The following is a 20,466-nucleotide window of genomic DNA, read 5'->3' as shown; positions in this document are numbered from 1 at the left end:
TCCTCAAAATCTTTCGTTATCCGACTATCGACTGTCCAACAGTCAGTGAGTCATTCAAATTACTTACTGTCGTTTTTCGGTGCCAGCGTCAAGAACATGCTGCGTCCGTCCATTTTCGCTTTTTGCTCAACTGTCGCAATATCAGCAGTTTCTTCAGCTAAGCGATCCAAGACTTTTTGACCAATTTCTTTGTGGGTAATGGCACGGCCTTTGAAGCGGATAGAAGCTTTCACTTTATCGCCCTTCTCTAAGAACTTACGTGCATTACGAAGTTTTGTATTGAAGTCATTCACGTCAATTGTTGGACTTAAACGAACTTCTTTAACATTGATCACTTTTTGTTTTTTACGCGCCTCGCGGTCTTTCTTTTGTTGCTCGAAACGGTATTTTCCGTAGTCCATGATTCGCGCAACTGGTGGCTTCGCACTTGGGGCAACTAACACAAGATCTAAATTTGCTTGTTCTGCAATTTTCAATGCTTCTGCTTTTGTCTTAACTCCTAATTGCTCACCATCTGAACCGATCAATCGTAACTCACGTGCACGAATGCCGTCGTTAACCATCATATCCTTTGCTATGGTCATTCACCTCCAAATATTATGAGAGAAAGAAAAGCGTACCGAATATTCGGCAATAAAAAAACGAGTTCTCTTCCAGAACCCGCACGTACTTCACCTAATTCAATAGATGAAAACTATCTAGCCCAGTGACTGAATCAACTAAGGCGAGAAGCGGGTGCTTCTGCTTTTATTTCTCAACTTCAACAGTATAGCAAATCTATATTTTTTTGTCAATCTTTTTCACTAGAGACTCTCGAAACATTCCCTAATCAGTTAATTACTTTAGTTATATACTTGTCCAAATAAAAAACTTTTAGCTATCGAAACACACCCTTCATCAGACACTCAACTTTTTTGGTGACCGTCTTCCTTGAAACTACCGAATCCTACGCCACAATGCGATCAGCATCCAAACTGACAATATCAGACTGATGAATAAGGCGATCCCCCAACCAAAGACAGAATGTGTAAAAGGCAATTGTAGATTCATACCGAAAAAGCCTGTCACAATGGTAGGAACAGTCAGAATCAACGACCAGACTGTCAAAAATTTCATTGTGTCATTTAAGTTGTTGTTCAACAAATTATTATACGTTCCCGAAAGTTGATCAAGGATCTGGGAGGCCAAATTGGTCATTTCCACTGCCTGCTTTGCTTCGATCAATGCATCATCCAATTGTTCCTTCTCTTTTTCAGTGAGCTTTCGATAAATCGCTAATGCTTTGATTTGTTCTAATAACACGACATTTTGTTTTGTACCAGTCACTAGATAAACTAAACCAACTTCGAGGTCAGATAAAGCTAGTAAATTGCGGTTCGTAGTTTTTTCTCGCAACTTTTGGTTTAAGCGTTGTCGTTCACTATTCACTTCTTCAATCAACGGGAAGAAGGAATCTGAAATCAGAAAGAGCGTACGAAAAAGTAAACTATATACATTTATCTCGGAATCTCGATCTAAGATTGAACGAATCAGGCGAATCACATATTCTGTATTTTGAGTCGTAAATGTAAATAGACCATTTTCTTTTAGAATAAATGCTACTGGACTTGTTTCATAGTGGTTTTCGATTTTTTGTTGATGAGGAACATTGGTGACTAAAAGTAAAATATCATCAAGAGTATCATATTCCACACGAGCACGTTCATTTTTGTCTAAAGAATAGGTAAGCATCTCATCACTAATGCCATACTCTTCCTTAAGATTTTTGATTCCCATTACATCATCTCTAGGCACATTCAGCCAAAAATTTTGATCAAAATTAAAAAAATGTTTTTCTCTCATACCGTCCCCTTCTTCCTGTGCTGATAGATTCATTAGGTATCTCACGACGATTCTTCTAAGTATTCTTGGCGAATTTACAAATCATTAGCCCTTCCGACCGCTGTCTCGCTCTTAAAAATAAATAAGCCGATGAAAAGCGAAAATAGCTCTCCTATTTTCAATTTCTTCGGCTTAGCTATCGAAGTTAGATCCTGTCTTCTTTATACTATCATTTTTTATTGGACTCAAGAAACAAAGACTTCTTGACGAATTTCTGCCAACTTTTCTTCAATCATGTTCAGCACTTCTACTTTTGCTTGGGGATCTTCCACAAAATTGAATCGATCGCCATCAATTTGGATTTTGGGACTTTCATTGTACTCGTCATACCATTGATCATAGCGACGATTCAATTCTTTGTAATAATCATATAAGCTTGGATCGAAGGAAAGTTGTTCATATGATCGTCCTCTTTTTTCGATCCGTTCAAGCATCGTATCAAATGAAACACGAATATGAACCAATAAATCCGGATGTTTTTTATGTGCGGCATACGGCAACTCTTCCATCATATTTGCTAATAGCTCGTCATATACTCGAACTTCTGTTTCAGTTGCCCGACCCAAATCAGCATTCAAATGAAAAAGCAAAGAATCTTCATAGATCGAACGATCTAAAACATTGTTGTCTTCTTTCATTGCCTGCTTGATACTTTCAAAACGTTTATTCAAAAAATAGATTTGTAACAAAAACGCATACTGCTCAGGATTGGCATAAAATAAAGGCAATACCTCATTATCCTCGATTGACTCATAAAAAGCTCGACTTCCAAAGTGTTCAGCCATCATTTCTGTTAAACTTGATTTTCCAGCGCCAATGGTACCTGCTAAAACAATCACACTCATTAACCTCCAACTCACTTTATCACTAAATGTTGTGTCTTTTTCCAATTCTTTTTAAATATACCCCCAATATCTGGTGGTGTCAATTAGGAATAACAGGATATTTCCATTCATAAAATTCAATAAAATCTTAAGAAAAAAGAGGTTTTTCAACAGAAAACGTATTCTTTATTTTACTTCTGGGAAGGTTTTAGTAAAATAAAGATGAATTGTTTTTTGAACTTCTATGTTATACAATCTGTTCGTTAGCGCAAAGGATCCAAAGCGCTTTATTTTTTGCTCAAAAAAGTTATGGGAATAAAAGAAGGAGTTAGATTATGGCAAATTATGGCCAAGGGGAATCAAATGGTAAAATTATTCTGATGGGCGAACATGCAGTTGTCTACGGCGAACCGGCAATCGCTTTTCCTTTTCAGGCAGCAAAAGTAGTTGCTTCCTTGAATGAACACATCACTTCGTCAGGAGATCAGCTTGTTTCTTCCTACTATACAGGAATACTGCGTGATGCCCCACATTCGTTAAAAAACATCAAGCAGTTAGTATTCAACTTAAAAAAGGAACTGCAAATTGAGCAATCATTAGAGTTAACTATTCACAGCACTATCCCTGCCGAACGTGGAATGGGCTCAAGCGCTGCAGTAGCTACGGCAGTTACTCGTGCCTTTTACGATTATCTCGAACAACCACTTTCTCGCGAACAGCTCTTGACAAATGTCCAAATTTCAGAAAAAATTGCCCATGGTAATCCTAGTGGTATCGATGCTGCGGCAACAAGCAGTTTAGAACCAATCTACTTTGTGAAAGGACACCCGTTTGATTATTTCTCTTTAAATATCGACGCTTTTTTGATTGTCGCTGATACCGGAATCAAAGGTCAGACGCGAGCAGTGGTCAAAGACGTTGCTCATTTATTTGAAAAAGATCAGCAGAAAGTTGGACAAAAAATCCAACAACTAGGATACTTAACAAGGCAAGCCAAAAAAGCCATTGTTAAAAATAACCCCGAGCATTTAGCCCAAGCGATGAATGAAGCCCAACTAATTTTAAAAAATTTAACGATCAGCAACGATTTTCTTGATGTATTGATCGAAACCGCTAGAGATTCAGGCGCTTTGGGAGCAAAACTAACTGGTGGTGGTCGAGGTGGCTGCATGATTGCGCTAGCTCAAACAAAAACAAAAGCCCAAGAAATCAGCGAAGCCCTCTTACAAGCGGGAGCAGCTGCAACTTGGATTCAAGGATTAGGAGTACATACCTATGTTTAAAGGCAAAGCACGAGCATATACGAATATCGCCCTTATCAAGTACTGGGGTAAAAAAAATGAATCGTTAATTATCCCGATGAATAACAGCTTATCACTCACATTAGATGCATTTTATACGGAAACTGAAGTCAGCTTTTCAGAAGCTTACACGGAAGACCAATTTTATTTAGATAATCAATTGCAAGATGAAAAAGCAACCAAAAAAATCAGTACTTTTTTGGATATTGTGAGAGAAAAAGCGGGTACCACGAAAAAAGCAAAAGTGATCAGCCAGAATTTCGTTCCGACTGCTGCGGGTTTAGCTTCTTCTGCCAGCGGCTTAGCGGCTTTAGCCGGAGCATGCAACGAGGCATTGAAATTAGGGTTAGATGACCAAGCTTTATCAAGACTGGCTCGTAGAGGATCAGGTTCCGCTTGTCGGAGTATTTTTGGTGGATTTGTTGAATGGGAAAAAGGACACGATGATCAAAGTTCGTATGCTCATCCAATTTCCTCAGACGGTTTTGAAGATCACTTAGCGATGGTCTTTCTATTGTTGAATGAACAAAAAAAGGATGTCTCAAGTCGTGATGGTATGCGCCGAACGGTTGAAACTTCAAGTTTTTATCAAGGATGGTTAGATTCTGTCGAAGCCGATCTTTATCAACTAAAACAAGCAATCAAAACTAAGAACTTTCAACTTCTAGGTGAAACTATGGAACAAAATGGGTTAAAAATGCACGGAACGACATTAGCTGCTCGTCCGCCATTTACCTACTGGTCTCCTGATAGTTTAAAAGCCATGCAAGCGGTACGGGATTTAAGAAATCAGGGGATTCCTTGTTACTTTACTATGGATGCTGGCCCAAATGTGAAAGTGCTAGTTCAAAAAGACCATCTAGATAAGGTCAAAACAACATTTAGTGACTTATTTAGTAGCCAACAAGTCATTTCGGCTTTTGCAGGTCCAGGAATGACGATTATTGAATAAAGGGAGATTTTTATGATTGAAGTATCTGCACCAGGAAAACTTTATATTGCTGGAGAATACGCAGTTGTTGAAACCGGACATCCGGCTATCATCGTAGCCATTGATCAGTTTGTTACTGTAACCGTTGAAACCGCACGAAAAGTCGGCAGCATCCAATCTGAGCAATATAGTGGCATGCCGATTCGTTGGACTCGGCGTGATGGTGAACTTGTCTTGGATATTCGTGAAAATCCATTTCATTATATCCTTGCTGCCATTCGTTTGACTGAAAAATACGCACGAGAAAAAAATATTTTACTTTCTTTTTATGACCTAAAAGTGACAAGTGAATTGGATAGTTCTAACGGACGCAAATACGGTCTAGGCTCAAGTGGCGCCGTAACTGTCGCAACAGTCAAGGCATTGAATATGTTTTATGCGTTAAATCTTACACAGATTGAAATTTTCAAAATTGCTGCACTAGCAAATTTAACGGTTCAAGATAATGGCTCTTGTGGAGATATTGCAGCTAGTTGTTATGGTGGTTGGATTGCTTTTTCAACCTTTGATCACCAGTGGCTCCAAGAACAAGAAAAACAACATACAATCGTTGAACTCATCGAAATGGATTGGCCTGGTTTATCCATTGAGTCTCTTCCGACACCGAAAGATCTGCGTTTACTGATTGGTTGGACTGGCAGTCCTGCATCAACTTCTGATTTAGTCGATCAAGTCCATCGCTCACGTAAGGAAAAAATGGTAGCCTATCAAAAATTTTTACAAGATAGTACCTTATGCGTTCATGAAATGATTAAAGGATTCAAAGAAAATAACATTGATTTGATCCAAGCTATGATTAGAAAAAACCGACAACTACTCCATGAGCTATCTTCAATTACGGGCGTATTGATCGAAACGCCTGCTTTAAATAAATTATGTAGCTTAGCAGAAGAATACGAGGGAGCAGCAAAATCATCTGGAGCAGGTGGTGGCGATTGTGGTATCGTAATCGTGGATCAAAAATCCGGTATCTTGCCTTTGATGAGCGCTTGGGAATTAGCAGAAATTACACCCTTGCCATTACACGTCTATAGTAACCAACGAAAGGAAAAAGGATGAATCGAAAAGATGAACATGTCTCATTAGCTAAAGCTTTTCATAGTAAACAAAAAAATGAATTTGATACGGTTCGAATCGTTCATAACCCCTTACCTGAAGTTTCCATGTCAGAGATTGATCTACATACGACTGTTGCTGGCTTAACTTTAGACTATCCTTTATATATCAATGCTATGACTGGTGGAAGTGAAAAAACTAAAAAAATCAACCATGATTTAGCGATGATCGCAAAAGAAACAAATTTAATGATTGCCACGGGTTCAGTCAGTGCAGCTTTAAAAGATCCTGCTTTAAGCGATTCTTACACGATCATGCGTGACGTTTATCCAGAAGGAAAGATCCTTGCCAACGTAGGAGCCGGCACCTCTTTAGCACGAGCAAAAGAGGCGATTGAACTATTTCAAGCCGATGCTTTACAACTCCATCTCAATGCACCACAAGAATTGGTGATGCCTGAAGGGGATCGTGATTTTTCCAATTGGAAAGAATTGATCAAAGAAATCAGCGAAGGCATTTCGGTTCCTTTGATCGTGAAAGAAGTCGGTTTTGGTATGACCAGAGAAACGATTGATGAACTAGCCGAGTTGGGAGTTCAGACAATCGATATCAGTGGCCGAAGCGGAACCAGCTTCACTCAAATCGAAAATGCTCGTCGAAAAAAAAGAGAGTTAGATTATTTAGTCGATTGGGGACAATCAACGGTTACTTCTCTGCTAGAGGCAAACGAAGCCCAACATCAAGTAGAGATTCTTGCTTCTGGTGGTATTCGCAATGCCTTCGACCTCTTCAAAGCACTTTGTCTTGGTGCCAATGCAGTAGGCGTTTCTGGAACGATCTTAACGCATCTCATGACACACGGCGTGGCAGAAACGATCCAACTAGTCCAACAATGGCAAGCAGAACTTCAACGGCTATTGACCATGGTAGGAGCTAAAACTATCCAAGAACTTCATCACCAACCCTTGATCTTATCTGGAACTACTAAAGATTGGTGCGAAGCCCGAGGAATCCCTCTGACCAAATATGGCACACGAAAGAAATAAACAAATCGATTCAACTCAAAAAGGTTGTCCAATCATCGAAAAGATGAATGACGACCTTTTTTGTCTACAAAAATACAAAGTTTTCTTAGAATGAGATTTTCTTATGGCGTTGACTCTATTTTATCCTTCACCAATCACTTCATACTTTTGTTCAAGTTTTCATGCGATAAATAATAGGATACCAATTCTTTTTCATCTGATAAACAAAAATAAAACCTATGTATCTTTGACAAACGGCTATAATTCCATTCCTGGCATCATTGGCGGAGCGCTAGGTTTTATTATACCCATCCCCTTCCCCTTCCCTATCTCAGGACTACTCGTTTCACATACTTTCCCTAGTTCTTTGCTTATTAGATCAGTCAATTGTTTTTTCCCCTGCTGTTTTTCCTGAACTGCTGTTTCACGCTTAAAGTTATCTGGATTGGTTAGTAGATAACTATAAATATCTCTCCAACTCATCTGAAGATCTCGTTCTATTTTTTTTCGTTTTTTATCCACTTTACCACCACTAAATAGATTGAGCGTTTTTCCGCCAGGGTTAATCCTGAATCGTATAATTTTTTCTAGCTGCATAGATCTTTTAAGATATAAACGTATTATGACGTAATAGTCTATTTTATTTTGATTAAAACAAGAATTCTTTACATTCCCTAATTTTTTTAACGTTTGATCTAGCTCCTTAAGATTGTGGAGATTATTTTTTAATTGTTGCTTTCGTTGTTTTTCAGTCAATTCTTTAGTAACCAGTTTTAGTTCTTTTGTTGTTACTTTTTCTTTTGCTGCTATATTTTTTTCGGTTGCTGCTTCCTCTTCTGTTACTATATTATTTTTTGTTGCTGCTTCCTCTTCTGTTACTATATTATTTTTTGTTGCTGCTTCCTCTTTTAGTTTGTCATCCCCCGGTGTATTTTTTTCATCTGCGACAACTTTAGTGTTCACCACGTACTTTAATAAAGAATGATCGATCCATTTTTCACCTCTCCTACCAGTTAAATACTGCATTTCCTTCGTCAGTTTTTTTATCTCAGACTTGCAATTTTTGATTTCTTTTGCTATTTTGTTAAGCTCGTTTTTTTTGCTCTTGATCGTTTCACCATGTACTTGCTTGGTGCTTTTATATAATGCATTTTTTTTTGCTTTCACTGCGTTTTGAAGTTCCTGCTCACAGTCTTCCTTTTTTTTTATTTGAGTATGCTTTTTCTTATACCAATCCTCTCTTTTCTTAGCCCGTTCTTCAATTTCTCTCTTTAGTTCATGTTTCAACTCTATGTATAGCTCAGTGTATTTGTGTAAGTTTTCAAGTGGTTCTAAGTTTTCCCGCAATTTGACTTCTAATGAATCAACGGTTGACATCAATTGTTCTTTTCCCATATTTTCTTGATTTTTTGTTTTCTCAAATACTGGTTTTGTCATCCTAACAACTTCCTTTCTTTTTTCATTTTTACTTATCTAAAGTAACACGGTTTACTAGTCTTGATAAAACTACTTTTTCTAAAAAAGCGAATTAATCGTTTTTTTCTAACAAAAGAAATTCCTACGCTAGTTCTAACGAGATTGTTCTTCTTTCCGACAAAAAAAGCCCCTCTTTCCAGATCATCTTTATCTGGAAAAGGGGCTTGATTAACTATACTTGTATTGAATTAACCATTATAAGCATCAATAATGATTTGTTTTAGCTCACTGATCAATGGCTCTTTTGGATTTGCTGTTGTACATTGATCTTCATAAGCAAGTTCTGCCATACGGTCAACCGTTGAATCTAAGGTTTCTTGTGTCACACCTTGAGCCTTCAAGCTCATATTGATTCCAACTGATTGTCCTAATTCATAAACTGCTGTTGCTAAAGCTTCAACTAATTCCGCTGTTGTTTGTCCTTTTAACCCTAAGAACTTAGCAATATCTGCATAGTCTGTATCTGCACGGAAGTAATCATATTTAGGGAACATTGCATGTTTTTGTGGATCTTTTGCATTATAGCGGATGATATGTGGTAATAAAATGGCATTTGTACGACCATGTGGGATACCATATTCTCCACCAATTTTATGCGCAACTGAGTGACAAATTCCTAAGAAGGCGTTCGCAAATGCCATCCCTGCCATTGTAGAAGCGTTGTGCATTTTTTCTCGTGATTCCATATCAGGAGTTTTCACTGATTTTTCTAGGTAATCGAAGACTAATTTGATTGCTTGTAAGCTCAATCCTCTTGTATAATCAGAAGCCATAACAGAAACATAAGACTCAATCGCATGAGTTAATACGTCCATCCCTGTATCTGCCGTGACAGAAGCTGGTACTGACATGACAAATTGTGGGTCGACGATTGCTACATCTGGTGTTAATGCATAATCTGCCAATGGATATTTCACATGTGTATCACTATCTGTGATAACGGCAAAAGGTGTTACTTCAGAACCCGTTCCTGAAGTTGTCGGAATACACACAAATTGTGTTTTTTCTGGTTTATCGATCTTATATGTCCGTTTACGGATATCTAAGAATTTTTGTTTTGCTCCAAAGAATGAAGTATCTGGGTGTTCATAGAACATCCACATTCCTTTAGCAGCATCCATTGCAGAACCGCCACCTAATGCAATCACTGTGTCTGGTTTGAAATCAGCCATCAATTTCGTTCCTGCATAGACTGTGTTTGTTGAAGGATTTGGCTCAACTTCTGAGAAGACTTCGATTTTCACATCATTTTTACGTCTTGATAGTACTTCACGAACCGTATCACAGTAACCAAACTGCACCATACCAGGATCACAAACGATCATGACACGCTCTACGTTTTCCATTTTTTCTAAATAAAGCAAAGAGTTCTTTTCAAAGAAGATTTTTGGTGGTAATTTGAACCATTGCATATTATTTCTCCGTTTCGCTACAGTTTTGACATTGATCAAGTTGATGGCACTTACATTTCTAGAAACAGAATTTTTACCATATGAACCACAACCTAAAGTTAGTGAAGGGATCATTTCGTTATAGATATTTCCGATTCCACCTTCTGCTGAAGGAGTATTTACTAAGATACGGCAAGCTTTCATCCGTAGACCAAACTTCACATGCAGCTCTTCATCCTCTGAGTGAATCACTGCAGTATGGCCTAACCCGCCTAAGTTCAACATTCCTTCGCATAATTCAAAGGCATGTTCTGTATTGTTTGCTTTAACCATTGCAAGTACTGGAGAAAGTTTTTCACGTGAAAGAGGGTAATCCGCTCCGACACCTTCTAATTCAGCTACTAACATTTTTGTCCCTTCTGGAACTTTGATGCCAGCTAGTTTTGCAATGTCCATTGCAGAATGTCCAACGATTGCTGGATTTACTGCGTATTTACCTTCATTCATCACTGCATCTTCTAATTTTGAAAGTTCAGCTGGTTTCACAAAATAGACTTGATGTGCTTGGAATTCTGCTTTAACTGCAGCATAGACTTCTTTGTCAACGATTACTGCTTGCTCAGAAGCACAAATCATTCCGTTATCGAACGTTTTAGAAACGATCAAGTCATTCACTGCTCGTTTGATTTTTGCTGTTTTTTCAATATATGCTGGTACATTACCTGGTCCAACACCTAAAGCTGGCTTTCCTGTTGAATAAGCAGATTTTACCATTCCCGCCCCACCAGTAGCTAAAACAATTGCGATCCCTGGATGATTCATCAACATTGAAGTCGCTTCAATCGATGGATGTTCAATCCATTGAATACAATTTTCAGGTGCGCCAGCTGCGATCGCTGCATCACGAACGACACGCGCTGCTTCAGCAGAAGATTTTTGAGCACTTGGATGGAATGCAAAAACGATTGGGTTTCTTGTTTTCAACGCGATCATTGATTTAAAAATTGTCGTTGATGTTGGGTTAGTTGTTGGAGTTACCCCACAAACCACACCAACTGGTTCAGCAATTTCAATCAAGCCTTTTTGAACATCTTCATTGATGACACCAACTGTTTTATCGTGCTTGATGTTATTCCAAATATATTCAGAAGCATACATATTTTTGATCGCTTTATCTTCATAGATTCCACGACCAGTTTCTTCAACTGCCATTTTAGCTAACGGCATATGTTGATCTAATGCTGCCATTGCCATTTCATGCACAATATGATCTACTTTTTCTTGATCAAAGTTTTCCATCTCTTTTAATGCGACATTTGCTTTCGTTGCTAATTCATCAATCATTCCTTGAACATCAATAGTTTTTGGTTGTTCTTTCTCCATTACTTTAGCCATTGTCTTCCTCCTAATGGGTCATGGTTGTTTGTTAATTAATTCACATTCTCATCATACAACAAACCTTTTCAGATGTAAACCTTTATTGTGATTTTTTTCACAGTTTTTTAAATTTCGATTAAATCCTTTATTTATCAGTGTTTTTATTTATTATCCTAATTATCCAAAGTATTTTATCAAAAAAACAGATTATTCAAAGCTTAACAAAGTCAGAGATTTAGGATAAAAAAAGAGCCCGAGACACCGTCTCAGACTCAACTACTAAGCTTTACCTATTTGTTTTCTTTACTATCTTCAGGTGTTTCAACAGTTTCAGTAGCTTCTTCTTTCACTTCTACTGTTTCAGCAACTTTTGGTTCTGTTTTTTCTACCGTATTTACTGTCGAATCATTGGTTACGACAGTTCCAGGTTTAACCGTTTTGATGGCTGCTCGATCGTATTCTAGAAAAATCCCTTCACAATCTATAACAACTGTGCGTTTTTCATTGTCGATCTCTGAAACAACACCATGTAATCCGCCGATTGTAACTACTTCATCGCCTGATTTCATACTGTCTAGTAAATTTTGTCGTTCTTGTTGTTGTTTCTTTTGTGAACGTGACATAAAATACCACATTGCTAAAAGAGCAACGAACATGACTAACATTGGTAATGATCCCATTTTTTTCACCTCACTAACATGTATCTACACACTCAACTTTAGCAGAAAAAGGCGTGAGACACTAGTTTTTTACATAAATTTAGTGAAAAAGATTAGAAACTTTTGGCATTCTCTTTATTAAACCCATATTCCTCAAAAAAGGCTGCTCGAAATTCTAATAAATTGTCATCCATGATCGCTTGACGCACTTGTTTCATCAAGTTTAATAAGAAGTACAAGTTATGGTAAGACGTTAACCGTATCCCAAATGTTTCATCACATTTGATCAAATGACGAATATACGCACGTGTATAATTTTTACATGTGTAGCAGTCACATTTCTCATCGATTGGGCGGAAGTCATGTGCGTATTGTGCATTTTTCACAACTAAGCGTCCCTGCGAAGTCATACAAGTACCATTTCTTGCGATACGTGTAGGCAAGACACAGTCAAACATATCGACTCCTCTAATCACGCCATCAATCAATGAATCTGCTGCACCAACACCCATTAAATAACGCGGTTTATCCTCAGGGATCAATGGTGTTGTAAACTCTAACACACGGTTCATTTCTGATTTAGGTTCGCCAACAGACAAACCACCGATTGAATAGCCAGGGAAATCCATTGAAATCAAATCTTTTGCACTTTGGCGACGTAAATCTTCAAACCCAGCTCCTTGAATGATACCAAATAATCCTTGACGATCAGGATTCAGATGGGCTTTTAAGCCTCGCTCAGCCCAACGTGAGGTTCTTTCCACTGATTTTTTGACATAATCATAGCTTTCATCAAAAGGAGGACATTCATCGAAGCTCATCATGATGTCTGATCCTAATTTATTTTGGATATTAATTGCTTTTTCTGGTGATAAAAACATCCGAGAACCATTTAAATGATTTTTAAAATGGACACCCTCTTCTTCGATGTTACGCATATCGCTTAGCGAGAACACTTGAAAACCACCTGAATCTGTCAAAATCGGTTGATCCCAATTCATGAACTTGTGTAAGCCGCCTGCTTCTTCTACCAAGTCTTCTCCAGGTCTTAACCATAAATGGTACGTATTACTTAAAATGACTCCCGCACCCATTGCTTTTAATTCTTCAGGTGACATGGTTTTGACAGTTGCTAGTGTTCCCACAGGCATAAACATTGGTGTGGGAAATGTCCCATGAGGAGTGATCAATTCACCAAGACGGGCACCGGTATGTTTTTCTTTTTTGATTAAACGATAACGAATGGCAGGTTGTGTCATTCAATTCCCTACTTTCTCTATAATAATCGCATTGACAACTCCCATCATCATAATCGTTCTAACTCTTTTTTGCAAGGGTTCATTGGGTAACAGGTGTTTATTTAACCTTCATTTTTTAAAGAAATTATAATAACAGATAAAAGATAAAGAAAGCCAAATTGTTTCTTCTTTGTTATACTTATGGCATAAATAAAAAGGAGTGAAACTCATGCTATCTTCAAAAGAACTGAAACAACAAGCAAAAGACAGTTTAAAAGGACGCTGGGGACAAGCTGTATTATTGAATTTAGTCCCAACGTTAATCACAATTGCACTCATTATGATCATAGCTATTCCGACCGCTTTATTATTGGCTCATACCTATAATGATCCTGCAGCTGTCCAAGATATGGCAAACAATACCAACGGAGGTGCTGCTTCTAGCGGTGGTGGTATTGTGTCTGGTATTATCAGCGCACTATTTATGAGTGGGATCTCATGGACCTATCTAGATATCCTGCGTGGAACCAAATCGACCATCGAACCATTTAAAGATGCCTTTCGTGGTTTTACAGGATTATTTCTTGGGGGTGTGATTTTACTAGCTATTTTGATTTCGATCTTTACTACTTTATGGGCGTTATTATTCGTTATTCCTGGTATCATCAAAAGTTATTCTTATTCCCAAAGTTACTTCATTTACTATGATGTTATCACTGAAACAGGGGAAAAACCAGGAGTGCTAAATACGATCACTGATAGTCGTAAATTAATGGATGGCTACAAAGGTAAATTGTTCTGGCTTGATCTATCCTTTATTGGCTGGCATATCTTGGCCATGCTAACTGCTGGAATTGGTTATTTATGGTTAAATCCTTATATTACAGCAACTAAAGCAGCTTTTTATGAACAATTGCCAAAAAACGTATAAAAATCAATGTCCAATGAAACGACCCTCAAAAGTTAGACCAAAAATCTAACTTTTGAGGGTCGTTTCACATGCTTCAGCCGCAGTCGCTTTTTTCATTTCGCTCACTTCTGCTCAGCTTTTAGAACTTCGCCAGTATACGCATCAACTTTGACTGTCACTTTTTTTATTTTTTTTTAATAGTAATTGTCCAATACGATTTTCCTGATTGTCTTTCGAGATACCACATTACTGCTTTTCCTGTCCCAGTCGTTTTTTCAGCTACTTTTTCAGCTACTTCAGTAACTTCCGATAAACTTTTTAAGTTTTTGATATTGAACAGATCTGCGGATTGCTCGGTAGTGGCTTGTTCGTGTTTGTTTCGTATGCGATATACTTTTTTTTTTGATGTTCGCTGTTTTAGTTGAAATTCTTACGCTGCATTCTTTAGTTGCATCTCTACCAGTAATTTCGTAATAGTAAGGACCAACAGTCTGACTAACTTTCACAGAAGTAATCGCTTGATTAGGATAACAAGTCTGATAAGTTTCAAGTGCTTCTTTTAATGATACATTGAATTTTTCCGGCTCCTCAATTTCCTCCGCAGATGTGGACGAACTAGAAACATTGGCAACCTTGATTTCTTTCGTTTCATTCCCATAATTTTCATAAGGATAATTAAAAACAAACATCACCAACATCACCAAACTAAAACTAGTTAATACCGTTAAACACCATACAAACAACTTCATCTTTTCCGCTCCTTCACAATCAATTGTTAGATTCTTGAAATGAACGATTAATCGTTCTTTTTTTAGGAGTTTGAGGCTGGATGAATTGAATCCTCCAGCCTCATTGAGAGAATATAAGAGATAAAGCAAATAATATATCCCTATGTCTTTATTCTACTTAAATCTTTCATCTTATTTTTTTTATTTTTTTACCATCTAGTCATGAACAAATAAAAAAAAAACATATTAGAAAAGCTCCCCCATGGCTTTTCTAATATGTTTCATCATTACTTTTGATGGAAAGGAACGATTTTAGAAGTCAGTGTCACTGATTTCTAAATTTACTGTTACATTTCCACGCAAAGCTTTTGAGTAAGGGCAAACTTGATCTGCTTCTTCAACAAAACGTATTGCTTCATCTTTCGGCATATCTTTGATAAAGACTGTCAAAAGAACTTCTATTGTAAAATCTGCCTCTCCATGATTCAGCAAGGCAACGTTTGCTTTTACTGAACTAGGTTGATTGATGTTCTTTCTAGATAAAACTAATTCTAAGGCACCGTTAAAACAGGCACTATAAGCTGCTGCAAAGAGCTCTTCGGGATTTGTTGCATCCGTGTTTTGGGTTCCAGGTGCTGCGACATCATACAAAAATTTTTTCTCTTGTGAATAAATTTTACCACTACGACCACCTGTATTAATAGTAGCTACCTCATAAATTTTGCTCATAAATTTCGCCCTCCAAAGTTGATTGTAAATATAGTAGTTGGCATCTAGGTAATTGGGTATCACATAAAAGGTTAGTGTATAGGAATGATTGGGTTGTTTACAAGAATAGTAAATTTTACCTGAAACCAAACTGCGTCTATTTACTTCTTTACTCTAAAGGATTATTCAACGTCATTTTTTCTTAAAAAAAATACGAATCTACTCTTTATTGAAATTATTAAAAATTTTGAGCAAGGAAACTACTCGTGTTCAATTTTCTTTTTTCCATTTCCCTAAACCACTCAAAATAGGGTTATAGCCAAATAAAGACGTTAGTAAAAAATAGATAGGGACGGCTATAGAAACTTGGATTAGATTAGTCAAAAAGGTAGGTGACATGCCATTTGTAATTATTCTTGTAACGAACCACATAATAATGGATGAACAAAAAATAACCAGTAAGTTTTTTTTCTTAAAGCTAAAATTTGTTTGATTCAAGAATGATTTTGTACGTACCACTGTTACAAAAATTTCTGCTAAAAGGTTTGAAAAAACCACTCCAAAAAAACCGATCCACGGTAACAAGATTAAATTAGATAAAATATTGATAACCGCACCAATTAATACAGATTTATTGTAGATTTTTACTTTGCCAATCGGTATCAAATATTGTCTAGAAATGGACATACCTAAGGGCATCACAACGATCAAAATAGAAAAAAGTGGAATAACTTTATTGATGAATAAGAATTCTTTCCCAAAAAACCAGGGAACTAATTTATCGTAAACCGTAAGCATTCCGAACATCGCTGGAACACTAAAATATAATTGTAAATGAATCGTCTTATCAATGATGTCCACCATCTTATCAATGATGTCCACCATCTTATTAATGTTTCCTTTGGCATATAACCCACTCATGTGCGGTAATAGCACCATATCAAGCGTTGTAATAACCGTGATAAATACCGTATTGATTGTTAATGAATTAGTGTAATAACCAACAGCTGTACTACCAATAAAAACACCCAATAAAGTCTTGTTTAGATTCGTATAAAGTAAAATAGCAACCTGTGGGATAAAAAATTCAAAAGATGATCGGATATGTCTAAAGCTATCTAAGAATGCTACCTTTTTAAAATTTATATGTTTATGAATAAATAGCCATGTCAATAGTTGAGATAATAAGGTTCCTACTGACTGTAGTAAAACATATAAAATCGTATCAGAAGAATCTTTAATCAAAAAGATAATTAAAATGAAAGTAACAAATTGAATTCCCAGATTGATCATGCTCGTTTTTCTGAAATCCTCGATTCCCATAAAAAACCACGAAATGTCAAACATAACAGCTATAATAGTGAGACTTTGTATATAGAAATAGATCTTATTACCTAAAAAAGTAGTAAATAACAAAAAAACTAAAAGTGTAATACATGTTAAAACTGCTTTTAATAAACAGATTTCCCAAAACGTTTTTGAAATATTTTCTTTACGATTATAAACTAATGCGATTTCTCGATTCCCATACATCGAGATCCCTAAACTAGCGACTAACACAAAATATTGAGTAATCGAATTGGTGTAATTAAAAATCCCTAATCCTCCAGGACCTAATGCTTTTGAAACAATTGGGACTGTAATGATTGGCATGATAATCTTTGTCAGTTGAAATAATGACTGATACCCAAAATTTTTAAGCACATGTTTCAATTCTATTAGTCCCTTCCAAATATATCTCGCGTATAGACTTTCATTTCTACATCTTTGAGTAACGGATCAAATCGATTGGCTAATATCACATCTGAATGCTTCTTGAACTCATCAATGTCCTTTATTACTTTAAATGTCGAAAAATGCTCCTTCTTCACTGTCGGTTCATAAATGACTACGTTAATGCCTTGATCTTTCAAAAGACGCATGATACTTAAAATAGATGAATATCTGAAATTATCAGAGCCCGCCTTCATTGTTAAACGATAAATCCCTACTACATCTGGATTTTTTTCCATGATACGATCTGCAATAAATGTTTTTCTTGTATCATTTGACTGAACGATGGCTTGGATCAGATCATTTGGCACGTGCTGGTAATTCGCTAGTAATTGTTTCGTATCTTTCGGTAAACAATATCCGCCATAACCAAAAGAAGGATTATTATAATAGTCCCCTATTTTTGGGTCCATTGAAACCCCCGAGATAATTTGAGCTGTATCTAATCCATTCATTTCAGCATAAGTATCAAGCTCATTGAAATAAGCAATCCTTAATGCTAAATAGGTATTAGAAAACAGTTTGATCGCTTCTGCTTCTGTTGAATCAGTTAAAATAACAGGAACATTTTTTATTCGAGTATTTTTTTTAAACATCGAAGCAATTTTTTGTCCTCTTTTCGTGTTTTCGCCTACAACGATACGAGAAGGATAGAGATTATCATACAATGCTTTTCCTTCCCGCAAAAATTCTGGTGAAAAAATAAAATCCTCTGATTGATATTTCTTTTTTAAATACTTAATATAACCTAAAGGAATCGTTGACTTAATGATAAATACAGCATCCGTACGTACTGCCTTTACCTTTTCGATTACTTCTTCTATGGAGGAAGTATCGAATAGGTTTTTTTCTTCATCATAATCGGTTGGAGTAGCAATCAAAATAAATTCTCCCCATGATGCTGCACTTTTGAAGTCTTGTGTAAAAGTTATTCCCAATTCTCTATTATTCAAAAATTCTTGGATCTCTTTATCTTCGATTGGGGAACAACCTTTTATTAGTTTCTCGATTTTTTTCTGATCGATGTCATAAGCAACCACATCATTATTTTGGGCAAGCAACAATGCATTTGCTAGCCCTACATAGCCCATACCGAAAACAGATAGTCTCATTTCTTACACCTTACTTATTTTTTTATTTTTTGCTTGTTTTAAATTTTTTTGTATTTTTTTATTATCCCCCCATACAGCCTTAGAATCATATTTTCTATCGGGATAGGCACCATAATCCAAATGAATATTCAAGTGATTACCTGCAATGAATTGTTCGACACGTTCTTTTAATTTAACAGGATAACCTGAGCAAATATTAATGATTCCTGAGATTTCGTCTTGTTCAACAGCTGCTGCTACTTGAAAACAAAAATCATCATAGTCTAAAAAATCGTATTGGTTTTCCCCCATTGTAAAAGGAAAGTTTACCTCTTCTTCCTTGGCTTTCTCAATGATTTTTGAAAAAAACGAACTACCACCCGGTTGATTCGATACAATGTAATAAGCACGCAACCATTGAAATTTTTTATTGGTTTCTTTAGCCATAAACGAACTGAAATTTCTCAATGAATCTTTTGCAATGCCATAGTAACTCATTGGGTGTGTACTAGTGAATTCGTTAATGCAGCCTTCATAAAATCCAACTTCATGCATCGATCCCATCACTACGATTTTATCGATTCCTGATAAGAAAAATTTTTTTTAAAATAGTGCATGATCGGATAAGTTTCTAATATGACTTTCTGCATTATGGATAAACCCATCTTGCCATGCAAGATGGACTAATACGTTCGGTTCACCAAAATAATGATACGGATCAGAAATATCAAAAAGATTTTCTTGATAGATAGTGGCTTCTTTATTTATTCGATTCGTTCTGACATCTGTCGCAATAACTTCATTTCCATCATTGATCAGTTGGTCTACAATTCCAGTTCCTAAATAACCGTTTGCTCCAGTTACTAATATTTTCATCAATTCTCACTCCCCAAATTTACTATTTTTTCTATTATTTTTTCCCATGAGAAGAGGTCGAGTAACACCTGATCCCCAACAGGGATACGTTTTTTTCCCAAAAATTGAAGCATTTCGTTGATTGAGATCGGTGAATCATCATCCTTTACTTGATAAATATTTTGTTTTACTGCACTAAAAAATGGTGTTTCGCCTGATGTAATCACTGGAATTCCTTGATAAAGTGCTTCGGATACTTTGATAGCTGTCTCAATATTGGCACCTCGTAGATGTAACTTTAATGTACCGATAGCCATTGAAGCTTCACCATAAAGCTGTTCTAATTCTTGACGATCTTTATACCCATGAAATATAACGTATCCTTGTAATCGGTAAGATGCTACCAGTTGTTTTAACTCTTCAATTGCTGGTCCCCCACCAACAATGTCAAAGAAGACCTCTGGTGCTATCTCATCTTTTGTCCGATAATAATATTCAAGTCCTTCAATTAAACGATCCAGCCCATGATAAGGATAAAAATTTCCAACAGCAACTACCCGATGTGTAGGCTGTTCTTCATTTTTCTGATATAAATTGACTGGCAAATTATCCGGATCTACACCATTGTAAAAAGAAACCATCTTCGCCTTTTTTTTATTACTTGTCTTCGCCTCAATTACTGCAATCTTATTGCATTTTTTTTCATACAATCGATCACCTAAGTAATTCCATACTAGACTCAATCCACCCTTTAACTTATTGGGTGCTACATTCAATTGTTCTTTATAATAAGGATAAGTAGGAATTTCCATAATCGTTTGAATTGTTTTTTGCTGAGAGATACTTAACAGTTCACTCATTATTTTTGTATAATATTGATCCCGAAAATAGAAATGAGTCCATTCTCTCGACAACAATAATTTTTTTGTTGCTATTTGGATATCTTTTATTTTTTGACGGTGATTCGTTGCATCACTCTTTGTTAATAGACTGTCGTGAATCATCTGCTTGTCATAAAACTCACGTACTCTTATTTCTTGTTTTTTAAAATAAAGTAACCAACATTGCTTTTTATGATTGCTCATATACTTTGCTTGGGAACAGTTCTTTTTAAAAATACCTTTATTTTCTTCTGCAGAAATCCCACTCAAAAATAAGATGCTCATTGTATTTTGTCCTTTC

General features: G+C 36.4%; 18 protein-coding genes, 1 pseudogene and 1 other annotated feature. Of the genes and pseudogenes, 5 read left to right on the top strand and 14 right to left on the bottom strand.

Annotated elements, in window-relative coordinates:
- Positions 1–59 precede the first annotated feature (59 nt).
- The 3 genes from infC to IGK91_RS01180 all read right to left on the bottom strand — a co-directional run bounded on the left by infC (position 60) and on the right by IGK91_RS01180 (position 2,726).
- Positions 60–584, bottom strand: coding sequence for a translation initiation factor IF-3 (infC, locus tag IGK91_RS01190; RefSeq protein ID WP_010720284.1), 525 nt, complete (start codon positions 582–584; stop codon positions 60–62).
- 43 nt (positions 585–627) lie between these two features.
- Positions 628–753 (bottom strand) — a sequence feature (ribosomal protein L20 leader region).
- Positions 754–936: 183 nt separating this feature from the next.
- Positions 937–1,842, bottom strand: a complete 906-nt coding sequence (locus IGK91_RS01185; protein WP_010736889.1) for a magnesium transporter CorA family protein — start codon at positions 1,840–1,842, stop codon at positions 937–939.
- A 224-nt stretch (positions 1,843–2,066) separates the two neighbouring features.
- Positions 2,067–2,726 carry a deoxynucleoside kinase gene (locus IGK91_RS01180; protein ID WP_025480454.1) on the bottom strand — a complete coding sequence of 220 codons (660 nt, stop codon included), beginning with the start codon at positions 2,724–2,726 and terminating at the stop codon, positions 2,067–2,069.
- 314 nt (positions 2,727–3,040) lie between these two features.
- Here IGK91_RS01180 and mvk point away from each other — a divergent pair, with 314 nt between their 5' ends.
- From mvk to fni, 4 genes are read left to right on the top strand one after another with little or no spacing between them, the layout of a single operon-like run.
- Entirely contained in the window at positions 3,041–3,988 is a 948-nt protein-coding gene (mvk, locus tag IGK91_RS01175) for a mevalonate kinase (RefSeq protein WP_010720287.1), read from the top strand.
- Positions 3,981–4,958, top strand: a complete 978-nt coding sequence (mvaD, locus tag IGK91_RS01170; protein ID WP_181934163.1) for a diphosphomevalonate decarboxylase — start codon at positions 3,981–3,983, stop codon at positions 4,956–4,958. Before mvk ends, mvaD begins: the two co-directional genes overlap by 8 nt.
- A gap of 12 nt (positions 4,959–4,970) precedes the next feature.
- A complete protein-coding gene (locus IGK91_RS01165) occupies positions 4,971–6,056 on the top strand; it encodes a phosphomevalonate kinase (RefSeq protein WP_010720289.1) in 1,086 nt (361 codons plus the stop codon).
- Positions 6,053–7,099: a type 2 isopentenyl-diphosphate Delta-isomerase gene (gene fni / locus IGK91_RS01160; RefSeq protein ID WP_034699329.1), complete on the top strand. Its 1,047-nt coding sequence runs from the start codon at positions 6,053–6,055 to the stop codon at positions 7,097–7,099. The genes IGK91_RS01165 and fni overlap by 4 nt, the downstream gene beginning before the upstream one ends.
- A 237-nt stretch (positions 7,100–7,336) precedes the next feature.
- Here fni and IGK91_RS01155 read toward each other — a convergent pair whose 3' ends face one another.
- The 4 genes from IGK91_RS01155 to tgt form a co-directional block, all read right to left on the bottom strand.
- Positions 7,337–8,515: a hypothetical protein gene (locus IGK91_RS01155; protein WP_128479179.1), complete on the bottom strand. Its 1,179-nt coding sequence runs from the start codon at positions 8,513–8,515 to the stop codon at positions 7,337–7,339.
- 227 nt (positions 8,516–8,742) lie between these two features.
- Positions 8,743–11,340: a bifunctional acetaldehyde-CoA/alcohol dehydrogenase gene (gene adhE, locus IGK91_RS01150; RefSeq protein WP_010736883.1), complete on the bottom strand. Its 2,598-nt coding sequence runs from the start codon at positions 11,338–11,340 to the stop codon at positions 8,743–8,745.
- Between the two features lie 272 nt (positions 11,341–11,612).
- Positions 11,613–12,002: a preprotein translocase subunit YajC gene (yajC, locus tag IGK91_RS01145; protein ID WP_010720295.1), complete on the bottom strand. Its 390-nt coding sequence runs from the start codon at positions 12,000–12,002 to the stop codon at positions 11,613–11,615.
- Positions 12,003–12,094: 92 nt separating this feature from the next.
- Positions 12,095–13,240: a tRNA guanosine(34) transglycosylase Tgt gene (gene tgt, locus IGK91_RS01140; protein ID WP_010720296.1), complete on the bottom strand. Its 1,146-nt coding sequence runs from the start codon at positions 13,238–13,240 to the stop codon at positions 12,095–12,097.
- Between the two features lie 208 nt (positions 13,241–13,448).
- Here tgt and IGK91_RS01135 point away from each other — a divergent pair, with 208 nt between their 5' ends.
- Positions 13,449–14,150, top strand: coding sequence for a DUF975 family protein (locus tag IGK91_RS01135; protein ID WP_181934162.1), 702 nt, complete (start codon positions 13,449–13,451; stop codon positions 14,148–14,150).
- Positions 14,151–14,251: 101 nt separating this feature from the next.
- Here the strand turns inward: IGK91_RS01135 and IGK91_RS01130 are convergent, their stop codons facing one another.
- The 7 genes and pseudogenes from IGK91_RS01130 to IGK91_RS01100 all read right to left on the bottom strand — a co-directional run bounded on the left by IGK91_RS01130 (position 14,252) and on the right by IGK91_RS01100 (position 20,450).
- Positions 14,252–14,317: a hypothetical protein gene (locus IGK91_RS01130; RefSeq protein WP_350281776.1), complete on the bottom strand. Its 66-nt coding sequence runs from the start codon at positions 14,315–14,317 to the stop codon at positions 14,252–14,254.
- 108 nt (positions 14,318–14,425) lie between these two features.
- Positions 14,426–14,878, bottom strand: coding sequence for a hypothetical protein (locus IGK91_RS01125; protein ID WP_010736881.1), 453 nt, complete (start codon positions 14,876–14,878; stop codon positions 14,426–14,428).
- Positions 14,879–15,169: 291 nt separating this feature from the next.
- Positions 15,170–15,586 carry an Ohr family peroxiredoxin gene (locus IGK91_RS01120; RefSeq protein ID WP_010736880.1) on the bottom strand — a complete coding sequence of 139 codons (417 nt, stop codon included), beginning with the start codon at positions 15,584–15,586 and terminating at the stop codon, positions 15,170–15,172.
- 249 nt (positions 15,587–15,835) lie between these two features.
- The gene (locus IGK91_RS01115) at positions 15,836–17,278 is read right to left on the bottom strand and encodes a flippase (protein ID WP_430605315.1); all 1,443 of its coding nucleotides are present in this window, start codon (positions 17,276–17,278) and stop codon (positions 15,836–15,838) included.
- Positions 17,279–17,283: 5 nt separating this feature from the next.
- The gene (locus IGK91_RS01110) at positions 17,284–18,450 is read right to left on the bottom strand and encodes a nucleotide sugar dehydrogenase (RefSeq protein WP_430605314.1); all 1,167 of its coding nucleotides are present in this window, start codon (positions 18,448–18,450) and stop codon (positions 17,284–17,286) included.
- 3 nt (positions 18,451–18,453) lie between these two features.
- A pseudogene (locus IGK91_RS01105) lies at positions 18,454–19,305 on the bottom strand (NAD-dependent epimerase/dehydratase family protein).
- Positions 19,305–20,450, bottom strand: coding sequence for a glycosyltransferase family 4 protein (locus tag IGK91_RS01100; protein WP_010736876.1), 1,146 nt, complete (start codon positions 20,448–20,450; stop codon positions 19,305–19,307). Before IGK91_RS01100 ends, IGK91_RS01105 begins: the two are co-directional and overlap by 1 nt.
- Positions 20,451–20,466 lie beyond the last annotated feature (16 nt).

Source organism: Enterococcus sp. DIV1208 (assembly GCF_050530455.1).
GTDB classification, from domain to species: domain Bacteria; phylum Bacillota; class Bacilli; order Lactobacillales; family Enterococcaceae; genus Enterococcus_B; species Enterococcus_B hirae.
The sequence above is the reverse complement of the archived record's forward strand: the minus strand, read 5'-3'. Positions and strand labels throughout refer to the sequence as shown.

What these genes read in the sequence shown, in the direction of transcription:
- infC (WP_010720284.1), bottom strand. Translation starts at nt 584, where the DNA reads ATGACCATAGCAAAGGATATGATGGTTAACGACGGCATTCGTGCACGT.
- IGK91_RS01185 (WP_010736889.1), bottom strand. Translation starts at nt 1,842, where the DNA reads ATGAGAGAAAAACATTTTTTTAATTTTGATCAAAATTTTTGGCTGAAT.
- IGK91_RS01180 (WP_025480454.1), bottom strand. Translation starts at nt 2,726, where the DNA reads ATGAGTGTGATTGTTTTAGCAGGTACCATTGGCGCTGGAAAATCAAGT.
- mvk (WP_010720287.1), top strand. Translation starts at nt 3,041, where the DNA reads ATGGCAAATTATGGCCAAGGGGAATCAAATGGTAAAATTATTCTGATG.
- mvaD (WP_181934163.1), top strand. Translation starts at nt 3,981, where the DNA reads ATGTTTAAAGGCAAAGCACGAGCATATACGAATATCGCCCTTATCAAG.
- IGK91_RS01165 (WP_010720289.1), top strand. Translation starts at nt 4,971, where the DNA reads ATGATTGAAGTATCTGCACCAGGAAAACTTTATATTGCTGGAGAATAC.
- fni (WP_034699329.1), top strand. Translation starts at nt 6,053, where the DNA reads ATGAATCGAAAAGATGAACATGTCTCATTAGCTAAAGCTTTTCATAGT.
- IGK91_RS01155 (WP_128479179.1), bottom strand. Translation starts at nt 8,515, where the DNA reads ATGACAAAACCAGTATTTGAGAAAACAAAAAATCAAGAAAATATGGGA.
- adhE (WP_010736883.1), bottom strand. Translation starts at nt 11,340, where the DNA reads ATGGCTAAAGTAATGGAGAAAGAACAACCAAAAACTATTGATGTTCAA.
- yajC (WP_010720295.1), bottom strand. Translation starts at nt 12,002, where the DNA reads ATGGGATCATTACCAATGTTAGTCATGTTCGTTGCTCTTTTAGCAATG.
- tgt (WP_010720296.1), bottom strand. Translation starts at nt 13,240, where the DNA reads ATGACACAACCTGCCATTCGTTATCGTTTAATCAAAAAAGAAAAACAT.
- IGK91_RS01135 (WP_181934162.1), top strand. Translation starts at nt 13,449, where the DNA reads ATGCTATCTTCAAAAGAACTGAAACAACAAGCAAAAGACAGTTTAAAA.
- IGK91_RS01125 (WP_010736881.1), bottom strand. Translation starts at nt 14,878, where the DNA reads ATGAAGTTGTTTGTATGGTGTTTAACGGTATTAACTAGTTTTAGTTTG.
- IGK91_RS01120 (WP_010736880.1), bottom strand. Translation starts at nt 15,586, where the DNA reads ATGAGCAAAATTTATGAGGTAGCTACTATTAATACAGGTGGTCGTAGT.
- IGK91_RS01110 (WP_430605314.1), bottom strand. Translation starts at nt 18,450, where the DNA reads ATGAGACTATCTGTTTTCGGTATGGGCTATGTAGGGCTAGCAAATGCA.
- IGK91_RS01100 (WP_010736876.1), bottom strand. Translation starts at nt 20,450, where the DNA reads ATGAGCATCTTATTTTTGAGTGGGATTTCTGCAGAAGAAAATAAAGGT.